The sequence below is a fragment of the Rhizobium sp. CF080 genome (assembly GCF_000282095.2).
Lineage (GTDB): Bacteria > Pseudomonadota > Alphaproteobacteria > Rhizobiales > Rhizobiaceae > Neorhizobium.
The window spans coordinates 1,678,916-1,694,078 of sequence record NZ_AKKC02000004.1; the positions used below are offsets into that span (position 1 = coordinate 1,678,916).

14 protein-coding genes are annotated in these 15,163 nt (G+C 59.1%); 3 read left to right on the forward strand and 11 right to left on the reverse strand.

What is annotated here, in order from left to right; all coding sequences use genetic code 11:
- Both PMI07_RS14680 and PMI07_RS14685 read right to left on the reverse strand, forming a co-directional pair.
- Positions 1-1,260 carry an extracellular solute-binding protein gene (locus PMI07_RS14680; RefSeq protein WP_024163821.1) on the reverse strand — a complete coding sequence of 420 codons (1,260 nt, stop codon included), beginning with the start codon at positions 1,258-1,260 and terminating at the stop codon, positions 1-3.
- A gap of 74 nt (positions 1,261-1,334) precedes the next feature.
- The gene (locus tag PMI07_RS14685) at positions 1,335-2,726 is read right to left on the reverse strand and encodes a Xaa-Pro peptidase family protein (protein WP_197032520.1); all 1,392 of its coding nucleotides are present in this window, start codon (positions 2,724-2,726) and stop codon (positions 1,335-1,337) included.
- 629 nt (positions 2,727-3,355) lie between these two features.
- Between PMI07_RS14685 and PMI07_RS14690 the strand changes: the two genes are divergently transcribed.
- On the forward strand, positions 3,356-3,739 hold the full coding sequence (locus PMI07_RS14690) for a response regulator (RefSeq protein WP_280949766.1): 384 nt from the start codon (positions 3,356-3,358) through the stop codon (positions 3,737-3,739).
- Positions 3,740-4,316: 577 nt separating this feature from the next.
- On the opposite strand, the gene PMI07_RS14695 is transcribed toward PMI07_RS14690, so the two are convergent.
- Both PMI07_RS14695 and PMI07_RS14700 read right to left on the reverse strand, forming a co-directional pair.
- The gene (locus PMI07_RS14695; protein WP_007767526.1) at positions 4,317-4,742 is read right to left on the reverse strand and encodes a response regulator; all 426 of its coding nucleotides are present in this window, start codon (positions 4,740-4,742) and stop codon (positions 4,317-4,319) included.
- On the reverse strand, positions 4,739-5,866 hold the full coding sequence (locus PMI07_RS14700) for a PAS domain-containing protein (RefSeq protein ID WP_007767523.1): 1,128 nt from the start codon (positions 5,864-5,866) through the stop codon (positions 4,739-4,741). The genes PMI07_RS14695 and PMI07_RS14700 overlap by 4 nt, the downstream gene beginning before the upstream one ends.
- Before the next feature lie 314 nt (positions 5,867-6,180).
- Between PMI07_RS14700 and PMI07_RS35645 the strand changes: the two genes are divergently transcribed.
- Positions 6,181-6,636, forward strand: a complete 456-nt coding sequence (locus tag PMI07_RS35645) for a PAS domain S-box protein (RefSeq protein WP_245277143.1) — start codon at positions 6,181-6,183, stop codon at positions 6,634-6,636.
- Between the two features lie 100 nt (positions 6,637-6,736).
- On the opposite strand, the gene PMI07_RS14705 is transcribed toward PMI07_RS35645, so the two are convergent.
- From PMI07_RS14705 to PMI07_RS14735, 7 genes are all read right to left on the reverse strand, one after another.
- Positions 6,737-7,768, reverse strand: a complete 1,032-nt coding sequence (locus PMI07_RS14705; RefSeq protein ID WP_007767518.1) for a hypothetical protein — start codon at positions 7,766-7,768, stop codon at positions 6,737-6,739.
- A gap of 30 nt (positions 7,769-7,798) precedes the next feature.
- Positions 7,799-8,623 carry an alpha/beta hydrolase gene (locus PMI07_RS14710; protein ID WP_007767516.1) on the reverse strand — a complete coding sequence of 275 codons (825 nt, stop codon included), beginning with the start codon at positions 8,621-8,623 and terminating at the stop codon, positions 7,799-7,801.
- A gap of 1 nt (position 8,624) precedes the next feature.
- Positions 8,625-9,386, reverse strand: coding sequence for an aspartate/glutamate racemase family protein (locus PMI07_RS14715; protein WP_007767515.1), 762 nt, complete (start codon positions 9,384-9,386; stop codon positions 8,625-8,627).
- Positions 9,387-9,450: 64 nt separating this feature from the next.
- Positions 9,451-10,095, reverse strand: a complete 645-nt coding sequence (locus tag PMI07_RS14720) for an isochorismatase family protein (RefSeq protein ID WP_007767512.1) — start codon at positions 10,093-10,095, stop codon at positions 9,451-9,453.
- 4 nt (positions 10,096-10,099) lie between these two features.
- Positions 10,100-11,320, reverse strand: a complete 1,221-nt coding sequence (locus tag PMI07_RS14725) for an FAD-dependent monooxygenase (protein ID WP_007767508.1) — start codon at positions 11,318-11,320, stop codon at positions 10,100-10,102.
- A gap of 133 nt (positions 11,321-11,453) precedes the next feature.
- A complete protein-coding gene (locus PMI07_RS14730) occupies positions 11,454-12,338 on the reverse strand; it encodes an ABC transporter permease (protein ID WP_007767506.1) in 885 nt (294 codons plus the stop codon).
- On the reverse strand, positions 12,338-13,318 hold the full coding sequence (locus PMI07_RS14735; RefSeq protein ID WP_007767504.1) for an ABC transporter permease: 981 nt from the start codon (positions 13,316-13,318) through the stop codon (positions 12,338-12,340). Before PMI07_RS14735 ends, PMI07_RS14730 begins: the two co-directional genes overlap by 1 nt.
- Positions 13,319-13,739: 421 nt before the next feature.
- Between PMI07_RS14735 and PMI07_RS14740 the strand changes: the two genes are divergently transcribed.
- Positions 13,740-15,086, forward strand: coding sequence for an LLM class flavin-dependent oxidoreductase (locus PMI07_RS14740; RefSeq protein WP_007767503.1), 1,347 nt, complete (start codon positions 13,740-13,742; stop codon positions 15,084-15,086).
- Positions 15,087-15,163 lie beyond the last annotated feature (77 nt).

Consider the following 15,163-nt stretch of genomic DNA (forward strand, 5'->3'; position numbering starts at 1 on the left):
TCAGAATTGCTTGTCGATGGCTGACTGAGCTTCGGCGAGCGCCGTCTTCGGATCGGCATTCGCAAGGATGACCTTTTCGACGGCTTGCATCACGAAACGCATGATTTGTGCCGTTTCGACTTCATATCCCTTGATCAGCGTGCTGCGGGAGGTTTCGGCGAGCTTGACGAAGGTCGGTGCCCAAGGGTTGGCCTTGGAGTAGACGTCGCTGACGGGCACGTCGGTTGCAAGCGCATCCGGGCCTGATGCGTCACGCAGAGCCTGCTGACCGACGGGACCGACCAACCACTTGACGAAGGCGATCGCTTCCTTGTGATGTTTGCCGTGGGAGCTCACGCCGACGAAGATCTGCTGATGCGCGCCGGGGTTCTTGAACGGCATCGGAGCGGCATAAAGATCTCCGGACTGAAGGGCACCGCCGGAGGCGATATTGAGAGTGCCGCCGGAATTGTCGATCGAGAAGGCCGCATGCTTTTCCTTGAAGCGCGTGCGCTGCGTCGGAAAACTGTCGCCGATGGGCATGATGCCGGCGTCGTAAGTCTTCTTGAAAGCCGTGATGGCGGCGACGGCTTCCGGGGTATTGATCGTCAGCTTGCCGTTTGCATCGACCCAGTTGACGCCGTAGCCATAGGCCCAGCTCTGGAAATCCATGAACCAGCCCGAAAAATCGTTGATCTGGTGGCGGGCTGTAAAGCCGATCACGCCCGGAGTTGCGGCAGATGCAGCCTTGGCGGAGGAAATGAGCTCATCCACCGTCGTCGGCACCTTGGCATTGGCGGCATCGATCAGCGGCTTGTTATAGATCAGGGCATAAACCGCCCGCTGCCAGGCGACGCCGAGACGCTTGCCGTCGACCACGCCGTTTTCATTGGTCTTGTTCAGCTTGGTGCCGTCGGCTGCGGCCGAAAGGTCGACAAGGAAGCCTGCATCCGCAATGGCGTAGAACAGGCCTTCCTGCATCATCGCCACATCCGGCCCCTGGCCTGCGCCCATTTCGGTCGTCAGCTTGTCAGCGAATTCCGCTGACGGAATGGCTTCCTGCTCGAGCGTGATGTTCGGATTGGCTTCCTGGTACTTGGCGACTGCTGCCCAGAGGTTCTTGCCGCGCAAGGCGTCAAGCCATTGGGAATTGGCCAGTTTCAGCGTGACCTTCTCGCTCGATTGGGCACGAGTTTCGCTTGCACCGAGCCCGACGGTAAATGCGAGCGCTGCAACGGCTGCCGTAGCCAGCAGCTTCCGGCGACGAATCCTATCAAACATATCTGTTCTCCATCTGGTTTTTTTATTTGGCGGTTTCTTATCGGCATTTTGGCATTCACGGATCAGGCAGCGCGTCAGGAACCCGCTTTCACACGATGCACTGCAAGCGGAGTATGGTGGCTGAGATTTTCGCTCCCCGTATCGGTGACGAGGTAGCAGTCGCCGACATTGCATCCGGCGACCTCGGGCTCGAGCCATTGAGAGTGGAGGACGAAGGTCATGCCTTCTTCAAGCTTGTCGTGGTTGTTCGACTGGATGTTGTAGTTGTTGAACTTCACCATCGAGACGGAATGTCCGACATTGGGATTGTGAGGCCCGAGCGTCGCCGGATAGACATGCATCAGCTTGCGGCCCTGGCGCTCCCAATCCGGATCGACGACATGCTTTCGCGGGATCAGGCGCGGCTTGCCGTCATCGTCGGACACCCAGTTATAGGGCATCGTACGGCTGTCGTGGGACGAAAGGTAGCCGCGAGCGATGTAGGGTTCAAAGGAGGCGTTGGCGAGGTCGGAAATGATCGCGCCCGGCTTGATCAGCGCGGCCGCCTTCTCGACACCCTCGGCGCACATCTGCAGCACCTCTTCCTGCTTGTCGGTAATGTCGCCGACCGCGATCATACGGGCGATCTGGGCCGTATAGCCCTGATAGATCACCGCCGAAATATAGAGATTGATGATGTCGCCGGTGCGCACCACGTGGCCGTAAGGCTTGCCGCAATGGGTGCCGTATTGGTTGATGCCGATCTGGTAGCCGTCGCCGCTCTCCCCGCCTCGCGCCATCTGGGCATAGGTGAACGCGGCGTAGATTTCATGATCGGTCACGCCGGGTTTGGTGACATGGTAAGCCGCCTCTATGCCGATGCTGGCCAGCTGGGCCGCCGCCCGTACCACCGCCTGCTCGCGCTTCGAACGCACCTTCTGCATGCGGTCGATGATCGAGCTTGCCTGCACGAACGAACTCTTCGGCAGACGTTTGCCGAGACCATTCCAGTAACCGGCGGAAGTCGCATCCCCGATCAGGCCGATCTGCGCGGACGAAAAGCCTTCGCGTTCCAGGAAGAAACCAACGGCCTCGACCACCTTGTCGACTGTCTTGCCGGGGCGATTATAGGTCTCGCGGCCCCAGGTGCCCACCTGCCAGATGTCCTCGACCAGCACAGCCTCGCCGGCCGGCGGCAGCAGGACGGAACTGCTGAAGATGGAAAACAGCGTCAGCGGCTTGTCTTCGTCGGTCGGGACCACCAGCACGCCTTCGCGTGCCCAGTCGCACATATAGCGGAGGTATGAGTTGGAAACGCGGTAGGAACCGATGGAATCCGCATGGACAAGCATGACGTCATGCCCTGCGACGGTCGCCTCGCGCCGAATGCGGCGCAGCCTGTCGACGAACTCGCTTTCCGGGAGCGGACCGACCGGCTCGAACTCGAAACTCGGGCTGAAACCGTCCAGCAGGCGCTCGAAGCGCATATCACCATGCTGAAAGGGGTGGCTTGGACGAGCTTGGGCGGTCATTGGGCTTCTCATTTAGCAGATACCGATGAACCTAGATTATATCTGAAAATTAATTTGCATAGTCCATCGAACGATCATTTGACGACCAAACTGCCCCCAAAACGGGCATTTGAAAAAACGAGGCAGAATCACGCTCGAAAGGACTCAAGGACGAGCATTGGGTGGGGATCATTTCTCTCGGCTGATCAATGACATCCCTGGATTTCCAGGGTCAGACAAAGGCAAAAAAAGTAACTTCACCTGTGAAAAATCGACACCGACAGCGCAAAGGCAAGCTCATCGTTTAGTCACAGCAGAGGACTGCCGCGATAACTCGGCAACGCCGATATATGAAAAAAAAATTCCATACCTTGCTTGGTCAGCACGGCCGGGGACGGTTTGAGCAGAACGGCGGTTTGTCGGCCTGCGTCAGGACGCCAGTTATGCTCGGTAAAGCAGAACGTTTCGCGTAGGTCTACGGTTTCGTGCGGCAATCGGGGGGTCGGATCGAAATAGAATCGGAACCGGGCAAGGGAACGACCGTCTTCCTGTACTTTCCACGGCTGGCTCCAACGGAAATACCTGCTGAGACTTTCGCGACCAGGGTGTTGGATCGTGGCAATGAGCACATTCTTGTTGTCGAGGATGATACGATGGTTCGCGAATTCGCTGAAGGCACACTCATTTCTCTCGGGTACTCCGTAACATGTGCGGCCGACGCAACCGAAGCGTTGCGGGTACAAGAAACAGACGGCCCATTCGATTTGGTTTTCTCAGACATGGTTATGCCCGGGGCGATTGATGGCCGCGCTCTGGCCACAGAAGTTATGAAGCAATATCCGATGCTCCCCTTCGTCCTGACGACCGGTTATGCGGATGTCGAAAGCATCGGCGCTGAATCGAGATTCCGGCCATTGGTCAAGCCCTATTCGCGGTGGCAGCTTGCGGAGGCGCTTCGGGAGGCGATTGACGCTTCGGGTGATCACTAACGCGACAGCGACCTCCCGCAGCCAAAGGCTCGAAGCGGGGCTTCCCGGCCAAAGATTCCGACGAGATGCCGCCGCAATCGCCGCGCGCTTCAAACAGGCAAAGGTGCGTCCGGCCGTCACTGCCGTACTCACTTCACTTTATCGTATGGGCCTCATCTCTACCACTGATGGAAGAACCTTTGTGTGGCGTCGCGCCGCGAGGGCTGTAACGTATTCGTTCGAAGCATCTGATCGCAGACTCGGTCGTTGGTCTTGAACCCATGCGAACCTTCGACTGCTGCACCACTGATCCAGGGATCTGAAATAGCTGGGGCTTTCCGGCCGCCGGCCAATCATTCGAAGGCTCGTCTAACCCGGAGCTTGATTTGTCCACCAGCGTAAATTCCGCTGCCTCCCGAAGCTGCATGGATTCCCTTTCCGTCATATATACGACCACATTCCGCTTGGCGCCGTTCGCGATAAGATCATCTACCAAAGACGGTGGCCGCAGCTTCACCTCTTTCAAAATGTTCAGGTTGTCTGCCGACCTCTCCTCCCATCACATAAAGTTCGCTTGGCCAGGGCGCCTCCTAACGCCTTAGCCGAAACGGCTTCTGGCAGTCGCGTTTTCCGCCAACACCAGACTTGCTGGCGGGGACCCGCTATCATCGCCCTTGACGATCGCTGACACGTAGGCGAGTGCGTTCTTCATTCCGTTCATCGTGTAGGGCTTTTCTATAGCGCCGATAGCGCCGGCAAAATCGCCCGGGATCTTTTTGATATTGCCGCTGACGAAGACATAAGGAATGCCGGCGGCGGCCAATTCCCGGCCGACCTCTATCCCGGTCGGTCCATCCATGAGATGGATGTCGACAAATGCGAAATCCGGCTTCGAAGTACTGATCTGCTCGCGCGCCTGGCTGCTGCTCATGGCAAGCCCTGTCACCTGGTGTCCTGCCATTTCCACTTCGCTCTCCAGCTCCATGGCAAGTAGCATTTCGTCCTCGACAATCATGACTTTCAATTGGCATTCTCCTGATGATCGCCAACGAGCAAAACGACCTCGACGATCGCTTTTTGGCCTTCCCGCTTTCGCTCGATCTCTGCCCCGAGCTGCAAAGCGGACGCCTCAAGCAGCATCCGGCCGAGTTCGGCATTTTCAATATCAGGCTCTACTGGTTCGGATGTATCTTCAATCCTGATCAAGAAATGTCCGTTCAGTCGCCGGACGACGACGTGGATGTCGCCTCCCCCATCGCTCAGGCCCCGGCGAACTGCATCACCCACCAGCTCGTTTACGATCAGGGAAAGCGGCGTGGCCTTGACGGCTGGTACCAGCAATGGCGAAAGATCGAGCGAGAGCCGTATATCTTTCCGGCCAGTTGTATCGACGAGGTCCGTCACGAGCTCACGCGTAAATTCGGACACGTCGAACTTCGACACGTCGTCTAGCGTGAACAGTTTTCGCTGGACCGTGCTGAGAGCCTCGATCCGGTTTAGCACTGACATCAAAGTTTTGCGCCGGCCATCGTCCCTGGTGACGCGCGCCTGCATCTTCACGATTGATGCCATCGTCAACAGGTTGTTTTTCACGCGATGGTCGACTTCATGAACAAGCAACGTGCGTGCATCGAGCGCCGAACGAAGATTGGCCGTGTGTTTGGCAACCTCAGCTTCCGCCTTATGCCGCGCGGCGGCCAGATCGGCCTCGCGGCTTTTGACATTGGTGAAGTCGAGCTGCGAGGCAAAGAAGTAGATGATCTTCCCAGCCTCGTCGCGGACAGGACTAATAAACACTGCATTCCAGAACGTGCTGCCGTCTTTCCGATAGTTGAGAATATCAATAGCGACGTCCTGACCCGCGACAATCGCTTCCCGGATCTTTGAAACTGTCTCTCGATCCGTGTCCGGTCCCTGCAGAAAACGGCAGTTACGACCGATGATTTCATCATCGCTATACCCGGTCATCTTTCGAAAAGCTTCGTTACAGAAGATGATCGTATTGTCTGACTGATTAGGATCGGTGACGATCATCGGCATGCGGGTTGCTTTGAAGGCCGCCGCGAACGGATCCTCGCTAACATGCCCTGCGACAAGGCGATTACCCGCATTTCGGGCATCGGTTCGGTGCTGATCCTTTTCCTGCATGAAGATCCCGGCGATGTTGTCCCGCGACAAAAGTCGCGGCGGTGAAATTGGTTCCTTGCAGCATGATCAAATTGGGGAATTGAGCTGCGCCTATATCTCGCATGTCACGCCTTCAGGATCGTAGATGATCGTAGAGCGCCCGTTCATCTCAGGGGCCAACAAACGCTCGATAAGACGGGAAGCGCCGGTAACATCGAACAGGTCGCCGTTGTCTCGATCGATATCAGCGAACGAAAGAAGGGCCAGGAAGTCGAACGTCAGCTGGCGTCCATCATCGCCTCATCCAAGATGCTATCCTCGGCATTGACCTGGCGATGACGATCGCCTCCTGGAATGCCGCGGCTGAACGGCTTTACGGTTACATGGCTGAGGAAATCGTCGGACGGTCGGTCCTGACCCTGGTTCCCGACGATCGGCTCGATGAGGAGCCGGCGCTGTTAGCCCAACTTAGGGCTGTGCTTCGGGTCGAACCCTACGAGACAAGACCATCCGCGTCACGCGTCATCTCCGAGAGGAGTGCCCCAGTTCGATGGACAATGTCGATAAGATCACGGAGCGGATGGGTGCGAGGTTCGCCATCAACAACCAGAAAAAGCTGGGCAGAAGTAGTGTGGGCAGCTGACTTACCGCCAGAGGCGGCGCTTCGTCACGGCAGCGGTGAAGCGCAAAAGGGTACTGGTATTTCGACATTTCAAACGAACCTGGAGGCAAAAAGCGCCGCTATGTCGGCCCTGTTGACGACCCTGAGATCTCCCGGCTGGCTGCCGTGATCATGACTGCCGGTTCCCGTTTCCTGATTGTCGTAAAAGGGACAGCGAGCGCGCCGGCCGGTGTCGCTCGCCTCGGTGTCATTACATGGATCGTAGTTCGTCAGGCGCGTTTTGCCGGCTGCATTTCCTTGATGGTGATTTCGCCGTTCATCACGATCGGCTTGTCATCAAGGAAAAGGCTGCAATTGCGCATCGGGATATCGAGATGGCATGCGGTGTCGTTGGGGCCACCGAGCTCGTTGTTCGGGCCGGTAGAGAACATCACATTGCCGTAGAAGGAACGCAGCTCCATTCCCATGCCACCCGGGAACTGGGTCAGGCCATGCCACTTGGCGCGCCCGTCAAGACCCCAGCCGACATGCGACATGCCGAAGCCGCGCGGATCGTTGAAGCCGGCCATGTAGGATTTCACTAGCTCCGCATCGAGACCGCCGCGAATGTCGCGGATGATGCCCTTCTCGATCGTGTAGGTGATGGGATCGCGCGCGTAGGTGTTAAACGGCAGCAGCACGTCGCCCGGCGCCACTACGATCTGGCCGTCGACGCCGTCATCAGCGCCGCCGGTGAAAACGAAACCGGCTGGCCAATGGTCCCAGCGGCCCGGCTCGTCGGAATAGCCGTATTCGCTCATGGTCGGATACATGCCGATCTTGTAGGTGACATCCGTGCCGTGCTCGTTTGTGATGCGCATCACCTTGGCCTTGGAAAGGAGCTCCGCGCCCACTTCGACCCGTTCGCGTAGTTCCTTGGTCGGAATAAGCCGGGCCAGGAGATCGGCGGGCTCCACGGCCGTGACGATACGCGTGCCGGCGGCCTGGATCGCCATCTGCTCGTCGCTGAACAGCAGGAAGATCAGATCGACGACCATGTCGGCCTGTTTCAACGCTTCGACTGCGTCCGGATTTCCTGCCAGGCCGGTTTCACCGACGGCCCAGGCGCCATTGCCGGGCATCGGTGCGGGCAGGCGCATATGGTACATGCGCGCGCCGAGCATCTGGCCGGCGGCGAGGAATGCGTCCGCATAATCGAGGCGGTCGCTGCCCTGCGAAAGCACGATGACCTTTTCACCCTCATGTACGCCGCTGAGTTCGAGTTGGATTTTGCATATGGCCGTTAAAGTGCTGATATCCATGATTGTCGTTCCCTTTCTACTCGTTTGTGGTCAGTGCTTGCGCCCGCCGGTAAGCACCGGCGTGAGGACTTCGAAGAAGCCGCGGAAATTGTCCCAGGGGACCATGTGCCCTGCCCCCGGAATGGCGATGATCGGGATCGTCGGATTGGCCGCAGCCAGATCAGCGGCAGCAGACGGCGTCACGACCGGGCTTTCTGCACCGCGCAGCAGGATCGCCGGCCGCGTCAGCTTCTTCCAGAACGGGAAGAAGTCTTCCGCCTGAAAATTTGCATGGGTTTCCAGCACGGCCGTCTCGTCGCAGCTCGGTAGGACTTCCAGACGCAGCCTAAGCTCGCGCTCCGGCCATTTCGGATAGAAGCGCCGGACTTCCTCCAGCGAACTGCCGCGTTTTGCCTCATTCATCTGGGACAGGAACGATTCCTGCGTCGTCGGATACGGACCGCGATCGGGTCCGGATGTCGGCGGATCGACAAGGATCAGGTTGCGCAGGCCATCGGGCGCATGCAGTACCGCATAGGCAGCCGCGATGCGGGCGCCGAGCGAGTGGCCGATGACGATCTGGTCGGTGATGCCGAGGGCGCCGACGATGCCCGTCACATCCGCCGCATAGTCCTCGATCCGATAGCTTCCGGCCGGCGCGATATCGGTCTGGCCACGGCCGCGCAGATCCGGCACCACGACACGGAAACCGAATTCCGAAATGGGCACCGCAAGGAAATCTGCGGTCGCCGCCGGACTGGTAATCCCCGGCAGCATGATGACCGTGCCTTTTTCAGCTTCCCCATAAACGAGCAGGTGGTGGCGCAGGCCATTGGCTTCGACGAACTGGGATTTTCCGGAAATCTCGATCACCATCTCAGGCAGCCTTCCTGAGGGGGATATTGCCGAGTGCGGCGCCGGCACCGGGGACAGAAGGTTCAAGACCAAGCGACAGCAGGATCTCGCGGACGGTCGATGTCGCAGCCGTCAGCACCGGCAGGCCGGTCTGGTCCTGGACGAGCTGCACCGACGGGAAGGACGGCATCTGCACGCAGGCGCTCAGCACGATGCCATCGGCCTTTGAAAGATCAAGCCGCGAGACATATCCGGGCAGTGCTGCCGGATCGAGACGTCCGACCATCAGATTGTCCGATACGGAAAGGCTGATGCTATCGACAACGGTAATGCCTTCGGCCTCGATATAATCGATGACCATTTTGGTGAGCGGCGGCATATAGGGTGCGACCAGCGCGATCTTGCGCAGGCCGAGATCGTTGATCGTGCGGACCAGTGCGCCCGCGCTGCTGACGATAGGCACGTTGCGGCCGGTTTCCTGTTTGATGACGCCGTTGAGTTTTGCCTCGATACCGTGATGGGCGCCGGCGCCGCGAGACATGAGAGCGACGAGGCAGGCATAGGCCGCGACATCGATGCTTGCGTCACCGACTTCGGCTGCGCAGCGCTCGCCGTCGTTGACCATGCAGGACAGTGATTCCACATCCACCGTTTTCAGCCGGGCGCGGCTGGCGTGGAACGTGAACTGCGAACCGTGCTGCTTCGCATGCGCGGCCAGCATGAGCGGGATTTCCGTCTCCATCGTGGTGTTGGAGCTTGGAACGATCAGTCCTATACGATGCATAAGTTCCTCCTTTCCCGATCCTTACGGAACGAAAGCTTGCGGGTATTGGGTTGTGGTTCGGGCGTCAGGCCTGGCGGATGGCCACACCGGCGAGATAGTCCAGCGCGTCATCCAGACCGATGACGTCGCCATATTTCTGGTCGATATCGAAAAGGTTGGCGTCGTGGGGAACCGATGCCCGGTCGGCGACGCATTCGCGCGGCACGAGAACATCGAAGCCGCTCTGCACCGCATCGACAGCACTGGCGCGCACACATCCGCTGGTGGTTGCGCCGGTGATCACGACCGTATCGACATGCAGAGCGGCGAGATGCGACGCGAGGTCCGTGCCGAAGAAGGCGGATGCTCCGTGCTTGACGACGAGCACTTCGTCCTCACGACGGCCAAGGCGCCCATCGATCTCGACTAGACGCGTGCCGAGGAGAAGCGATGCCATTCCCGTTGCCTTGCGCAGCCACGCCAACGTTTTGACGTGTCCCTTTTCATAGGCGATGGTGGTGAAGATCACCGGCAGGTTGCGGCTGCGCGCCATATCGAGGAGCGTTCGGGTCGCTTCCACCTGGCTCGTCATGTCGGACGCGGTCGGATAAACCGGATCCGTGAAACCATAGGTGAAATCGACGACGACGATGGCGAGACGCTTGCCGCGTTCGAGACGCGCTCCGAACCCTGCCGTCGTATAAACCTGGCGGACTTGTGCAGAGGACATCGCTTTACTCCGCTGCCTGACTGAGGGGGCGCGTGTCGCGCAACTGGGCGGCCGCGTCGTATTCGTAGACCCAGTTTGCTCCCAGCCCGCTCGATTGCGGATTGATGAAGCTTTTCCAACGGTAACCGAGGTCGCGCTTAATCTGCGCGAACCTGGAACTGAGGTGATAGGTGCGGCCACGCTCACGCGATTCCAGCTGGACGCGGCTCGTGCGCGGACGTCGCAGGCTCTCATACCGCTTCAGTGCTTCGGGTACATCGGCCGTGTCGGACAAGGCGCCGGACAGTACGAAACCATCCTCGATCGCCATGGCCGCCCCCTGCGACAGGAAAGGTAGCATCGGATGCGCGGCATCGCCGAGCAGGGTCATACGGCCCTTGGTCCAGGTCGGCATCGGATCGCGGTCGAAGAGGCCCCATTTGAAGACATTATCGGCGCGCGAGAAGAGTTTCTGCAAGTTCTCGTGCCAGCCCTTGTAACCGGCCAGCAGTTCGTCACGGCTGGAGCGGACGTTCCAGGATTCCTGGACCCAGTCTTTGGTTTCCAGAACCGCGACGATGTTCACCGCAGCACCGCCCGACACGTAATAGGTGACGACATGGCCGTTCGGCCCCAGCCAGAACGAGCTGTCGGGCGTCACATAATCGAAGGGTGGCTTATCGAAGGGCACGACCGCGCGCCAGCACATGTTGCCGGTGAAGAGCGACGGCTCATCGCCGAACAGCGACTTACGGACCGTCGAATGGATACCGTCCGCGCCGATGATCACGTCGGCCTCGAATTCCTTCCCATCCGCGAAGGTCGCAAACGCGGTGTTTCCCTTCTGGCCGACCTCCATGCAAGCCGTTCCGAGCGTCGTCGCCTCGAGATCGATACGCTCGAGCAGGATACGATGCAGGTCGGCGCGATGGACGTGGAAGAAGGGCGCTCCGTAAAGCCGCGGGCAATCCTCGGCAAGCGGCGTGCGCCACATCTCGCGCGCCGTCTTCCAGTTCCGGCCGATGATGTTCTGCGGTAGGAAACTGATCTTTTGCAGGGGCTCGAATACATCCAGCGCCCGCATGATCTTGACGGCGTTGGGCGTCATCTGGATGCCCGCACCGACTTCGCCGAACGCGGGTGCACGCTCGAAGATATGCGAGTCGATTCCGCGTCTTTTCAGCGAAGCGGCCAGCGCGACGCCGCCTATGCCCCCACCAATTATACCTACCTTCAGCTTACGCATTCTCGTGTCCGTCCTGCATTTTCTTTGTTTGCCGGCCCGATAGGGAGCCGATATATTGCACGCGTAATATTGCATACGATTTTAGCGCGACGACTTCACGTCATCCGGGGTCGCCGAATTCAGTGAAATCCGCCTACCGCCCTGCCCTCAGCCTCGGATTGAGCACATCGGTCAGGTGGTCCCCGAAGACATTGAGTGCCGCGACCACGACAAGGATGCCAAGCCCCGGAAACACCGCCATCCACCAGGCGCGGGTCAGGAACTGCTGCGCCTCGTTGAGCATCAGGCCCCAGCTTGGGTTGGCCGAGTCGCCAAGACCGAGGAAGCTCAGGCCCGCTTCGAGCAGGATCGCCGAGGACACCTGCATGGTCATCGCAACGATCAGCGGCGGCATGGCGTTCGGCAAGATTTCCGAAAAGATGATGACCTGCCCTTTCTGTCCGCCGGCGCGCGCCGCGAGCACGTATTCGCGCTCGCGCAGGCTGAGGAATTCGCCGCGGGTGATACGCGCCACTTCCGGCCAGCCCAGGAGGCCGATCGTCAGGATAATGAAGAGAATATTGCTGCCGAACAGCGCGATGATCAGCAGCGCCAGGAAGAAGCGCGGAATGACCTGGAACAGTTCGGCGATGCGCATTAGGACAATATCGACGAAACCCCGACAATAACCCGATACGGCGCCGAGCGTCACGCCGATGATGCAGGCGGTGATGGCGGCAAGCACGCCGACCATCAGCGATGTCCGGGCGCCGTATGCGAACCGGCTGAACACGTCGCGGCCAAGATCGTCCGTACCCATGAAATGCGCAAGGCTTGGTGGATCGAAGGAATTGTTGCCCATCGTGTTGACGTCGCCGAGGAACGGCGGGACGAGGATGGCGAAGACTGCCATGACGCAAAGCGTGATAAAGGCGACCGTCGCCGATCCCTCGAGCCGCAAGGCCCGGATCGGATCGAAAAGCCCGGAGATGCGTCCGCGGATACCGGGGGCGGCGATGTGATGATCTGGAATGGTCATTAAGCTTGCCCCACGCGCGGGTCGAAGATGCTGTAGATGATGTCGATCACCAGATTGGTGATGATGATGCCGATCGAGACGAAGACGAACATGCCCATCAGCAAGGGATAATCGCGGGCATACATGGCGTCGTACATCAGGCGCCCAAGGCCCGGCCAGCCGAAGACGATCTCGGTCAACACCGCACCGGCCAGGATGTCCGTGACATTCAACCCGAACACCGTGATGACGGGCAATATGCCATTGCGGAAGGCGTGGAAAAGAATGCGGCCCTCGCTTAAGCCCTTGGCCTTTGCGGTGGTGATGTAGTCCTGCGACAGCGCGTCGCGCATGGAAGCGCGCGCGTAGCGAAAATTGATGGCGAGATAGCGCATTCCCAGGACGAAAGCGGGAAGAACGAGGTGGAGGGCGACGTCCCAGACATAGCCGAACCCGTGATAGACATGCCGGCTGTTGGTCATGCCGCTTGTCGGAAACCAGCGAAGGTTCAGCGCGAAATACAAAAGGGCGAGCTGCGCCAGCCAGAAGGCCGGGACGGAATAACCGATAACGGCGAGAAACGAGCCAATGCGGTCAAAGGCCGAACGCGGCTTGCGCGCAACCGCCACAGCCAGGACGACCCCGATCACCGTGAAGATGATCAGCGATGTCAGCATCAGCAGCAGGGTCGGCGGAACGCGCCCAGCGATCAGCGTCAGAACGTCGGATTGCAGAACGTAGGAGTAACCAAGATCGCCGGTCATCACCGATTTCAGGTATTCCCAGTACTGGACGTAAAGCGGCTGATCCAGGCCGAGCTTGGCGTAAAGCGCGGCCAGCTGCGCCTCCGTCGGTTCGCTTTCACCAACCAGAATACTGACCGGATCGCCTGGCGCTAGATGCACGAGGATGAAATTCACTGTAATCACACCGATCAGCATGGGGACAGCGCTCAGGATCTTCAACGAGATGAATTGCAGCGTTTTCAGGTTTTCCTTCACACTGCGTTTCCTCTCAGGCGAAGAGATTGCTGGGTTCATAAGATCCGTAGCCAAAGTCTTTCCTCTTGTGATTTGTCCCCGCCGCAGGCCTTTAGGTGGCTTCTTGGTCCGCAACATATTGTATAATGTATATCATAGCATCATAACTCTTGGTGGTTTGCAAGCGTTAATTTTCTGTCGAAGACTTTCCGGAAGACAGCCTATATATTTGATTTGTATACGTTTTGCTCACCGCAATTATGATGAAGCATCAGGCAAAAGTTTGTTTTTTCACTATTGACAACCGCAAATAACGGGATTTAGATCGCCGTCGTGCACAATATACGATATGCACGTGATGGCCGCCGGTGTGGTAACAAACTCGCAGATACGCGAAGGCGTGGCTGGTCCGGGAGCATTCCTTCTAGAGGGACAAGGGAAAATGAGCGAGCGACAGTTGAAGATAGGCCTCAGCCTGGTATCGAACGGCACCCATCCGGCAGGCTGGCGGCTGCCGGAGGCACGTGCGGATGCGGCGCTCGACTTTTCGCTCTGGAAGGAAATGGCGCAGGCCGCCGAGCAGGCCAAGATCCATTTCATCTTCCTGGCCGATGGCATTGCGGTACGCACCGCCGCCAGCGACGATGACGCGCTAAGCTATAGCGGCCGCATCGACCAGTTCGAGCCCCTCACCCTGATTGCCGGGCTTGCGGCATCCACGGAAAAGATCGGTTACATCGCCACCGCCTCCACCACCTATAACGAGCCCTTCCATATCGCTCGCAAGTTCGCCTCGCTGGATTTCATCAGCGGCGGTCGCGTCGGCTGGAACGTGGTGACATCCTGGAGCGAGGCCGAGGCCAAAAATTTCAGCCGAGACAAGCATCTCGAGCACTCCGTCCGCTACGGCCGGGCGGAGGAGTTTGTCGATGTCGTGCGCGGCCTCTGGGACAGCTGGGAGGACGACGCTTTCCTGCGCGACAAGGAAGGCGGCCGGTATTTCGACCCGGCCAAGATGCATGTCCTCAATCATGTCGGTGAGGATTTCTCGGTGCGCGGACCGCTGAATATCGCCCGCCCGCCGCAGGGCTACCCGGTCATCGCCCAGGCCGGATCGTCCGAGCCCGGTCAGGAACTGGCGGCACGCACGGCGGATCTCATCTACACCGCCAAGCAGAAGCGTGACGATGCGCGCGGCTTCTACGAGAGCGTTAAGGGCCGCTTCGGCAAATACGGCCGCTCGACGGATCAGGCGCTTGTGATGCCGGGTATCATGCCGGTGGTCGGCAAGACGATGGAAGAGGCGCAGGCCAAATACCAGCGTATCCAGGAATTCATACATCCCAAGGTGGGCCTTGCCATGCTCGCCCGGACCTTCGGTGACCTTTCCGGCTACAATCTCGACGGCCCGCTGCCGGACAATCTCCCGACGCTCGACGGCGTCAAGAGCCACCGGGAGCCGCTTCTCAAGATGGCGCGCGACAACAACCTTACGATCCGCCAGCTCTACATGAGAGTCACGGGTGCTGCCGGCCATTTGCAGCTTTGCGGCACCCCGGAAAGCATCGCCGACACGATGGAGGACTGGTTCAATGCGGGCGCATGCGACGGTTTTAACATCATGGCGCCGTATTTCCCCGACGGGCTTTACGAATTCCTCAACCTGGTCGTGCCGGTGCTTCAGAAGCGCGGGCTTTTCCGCACCGATTACGAGGGCAGGACTCTTCGTGACAACCTCGGCCTTGCCCGGCCGGCCCATCCGGCGACGCGGATGAAGCGCTCGGCCTGATATTCCAGATGCTCGCGGGCGGGAAACCGGCGGGCATTCATGACAACAGAGCGCGATCAGAAGAACAGACAACGGGA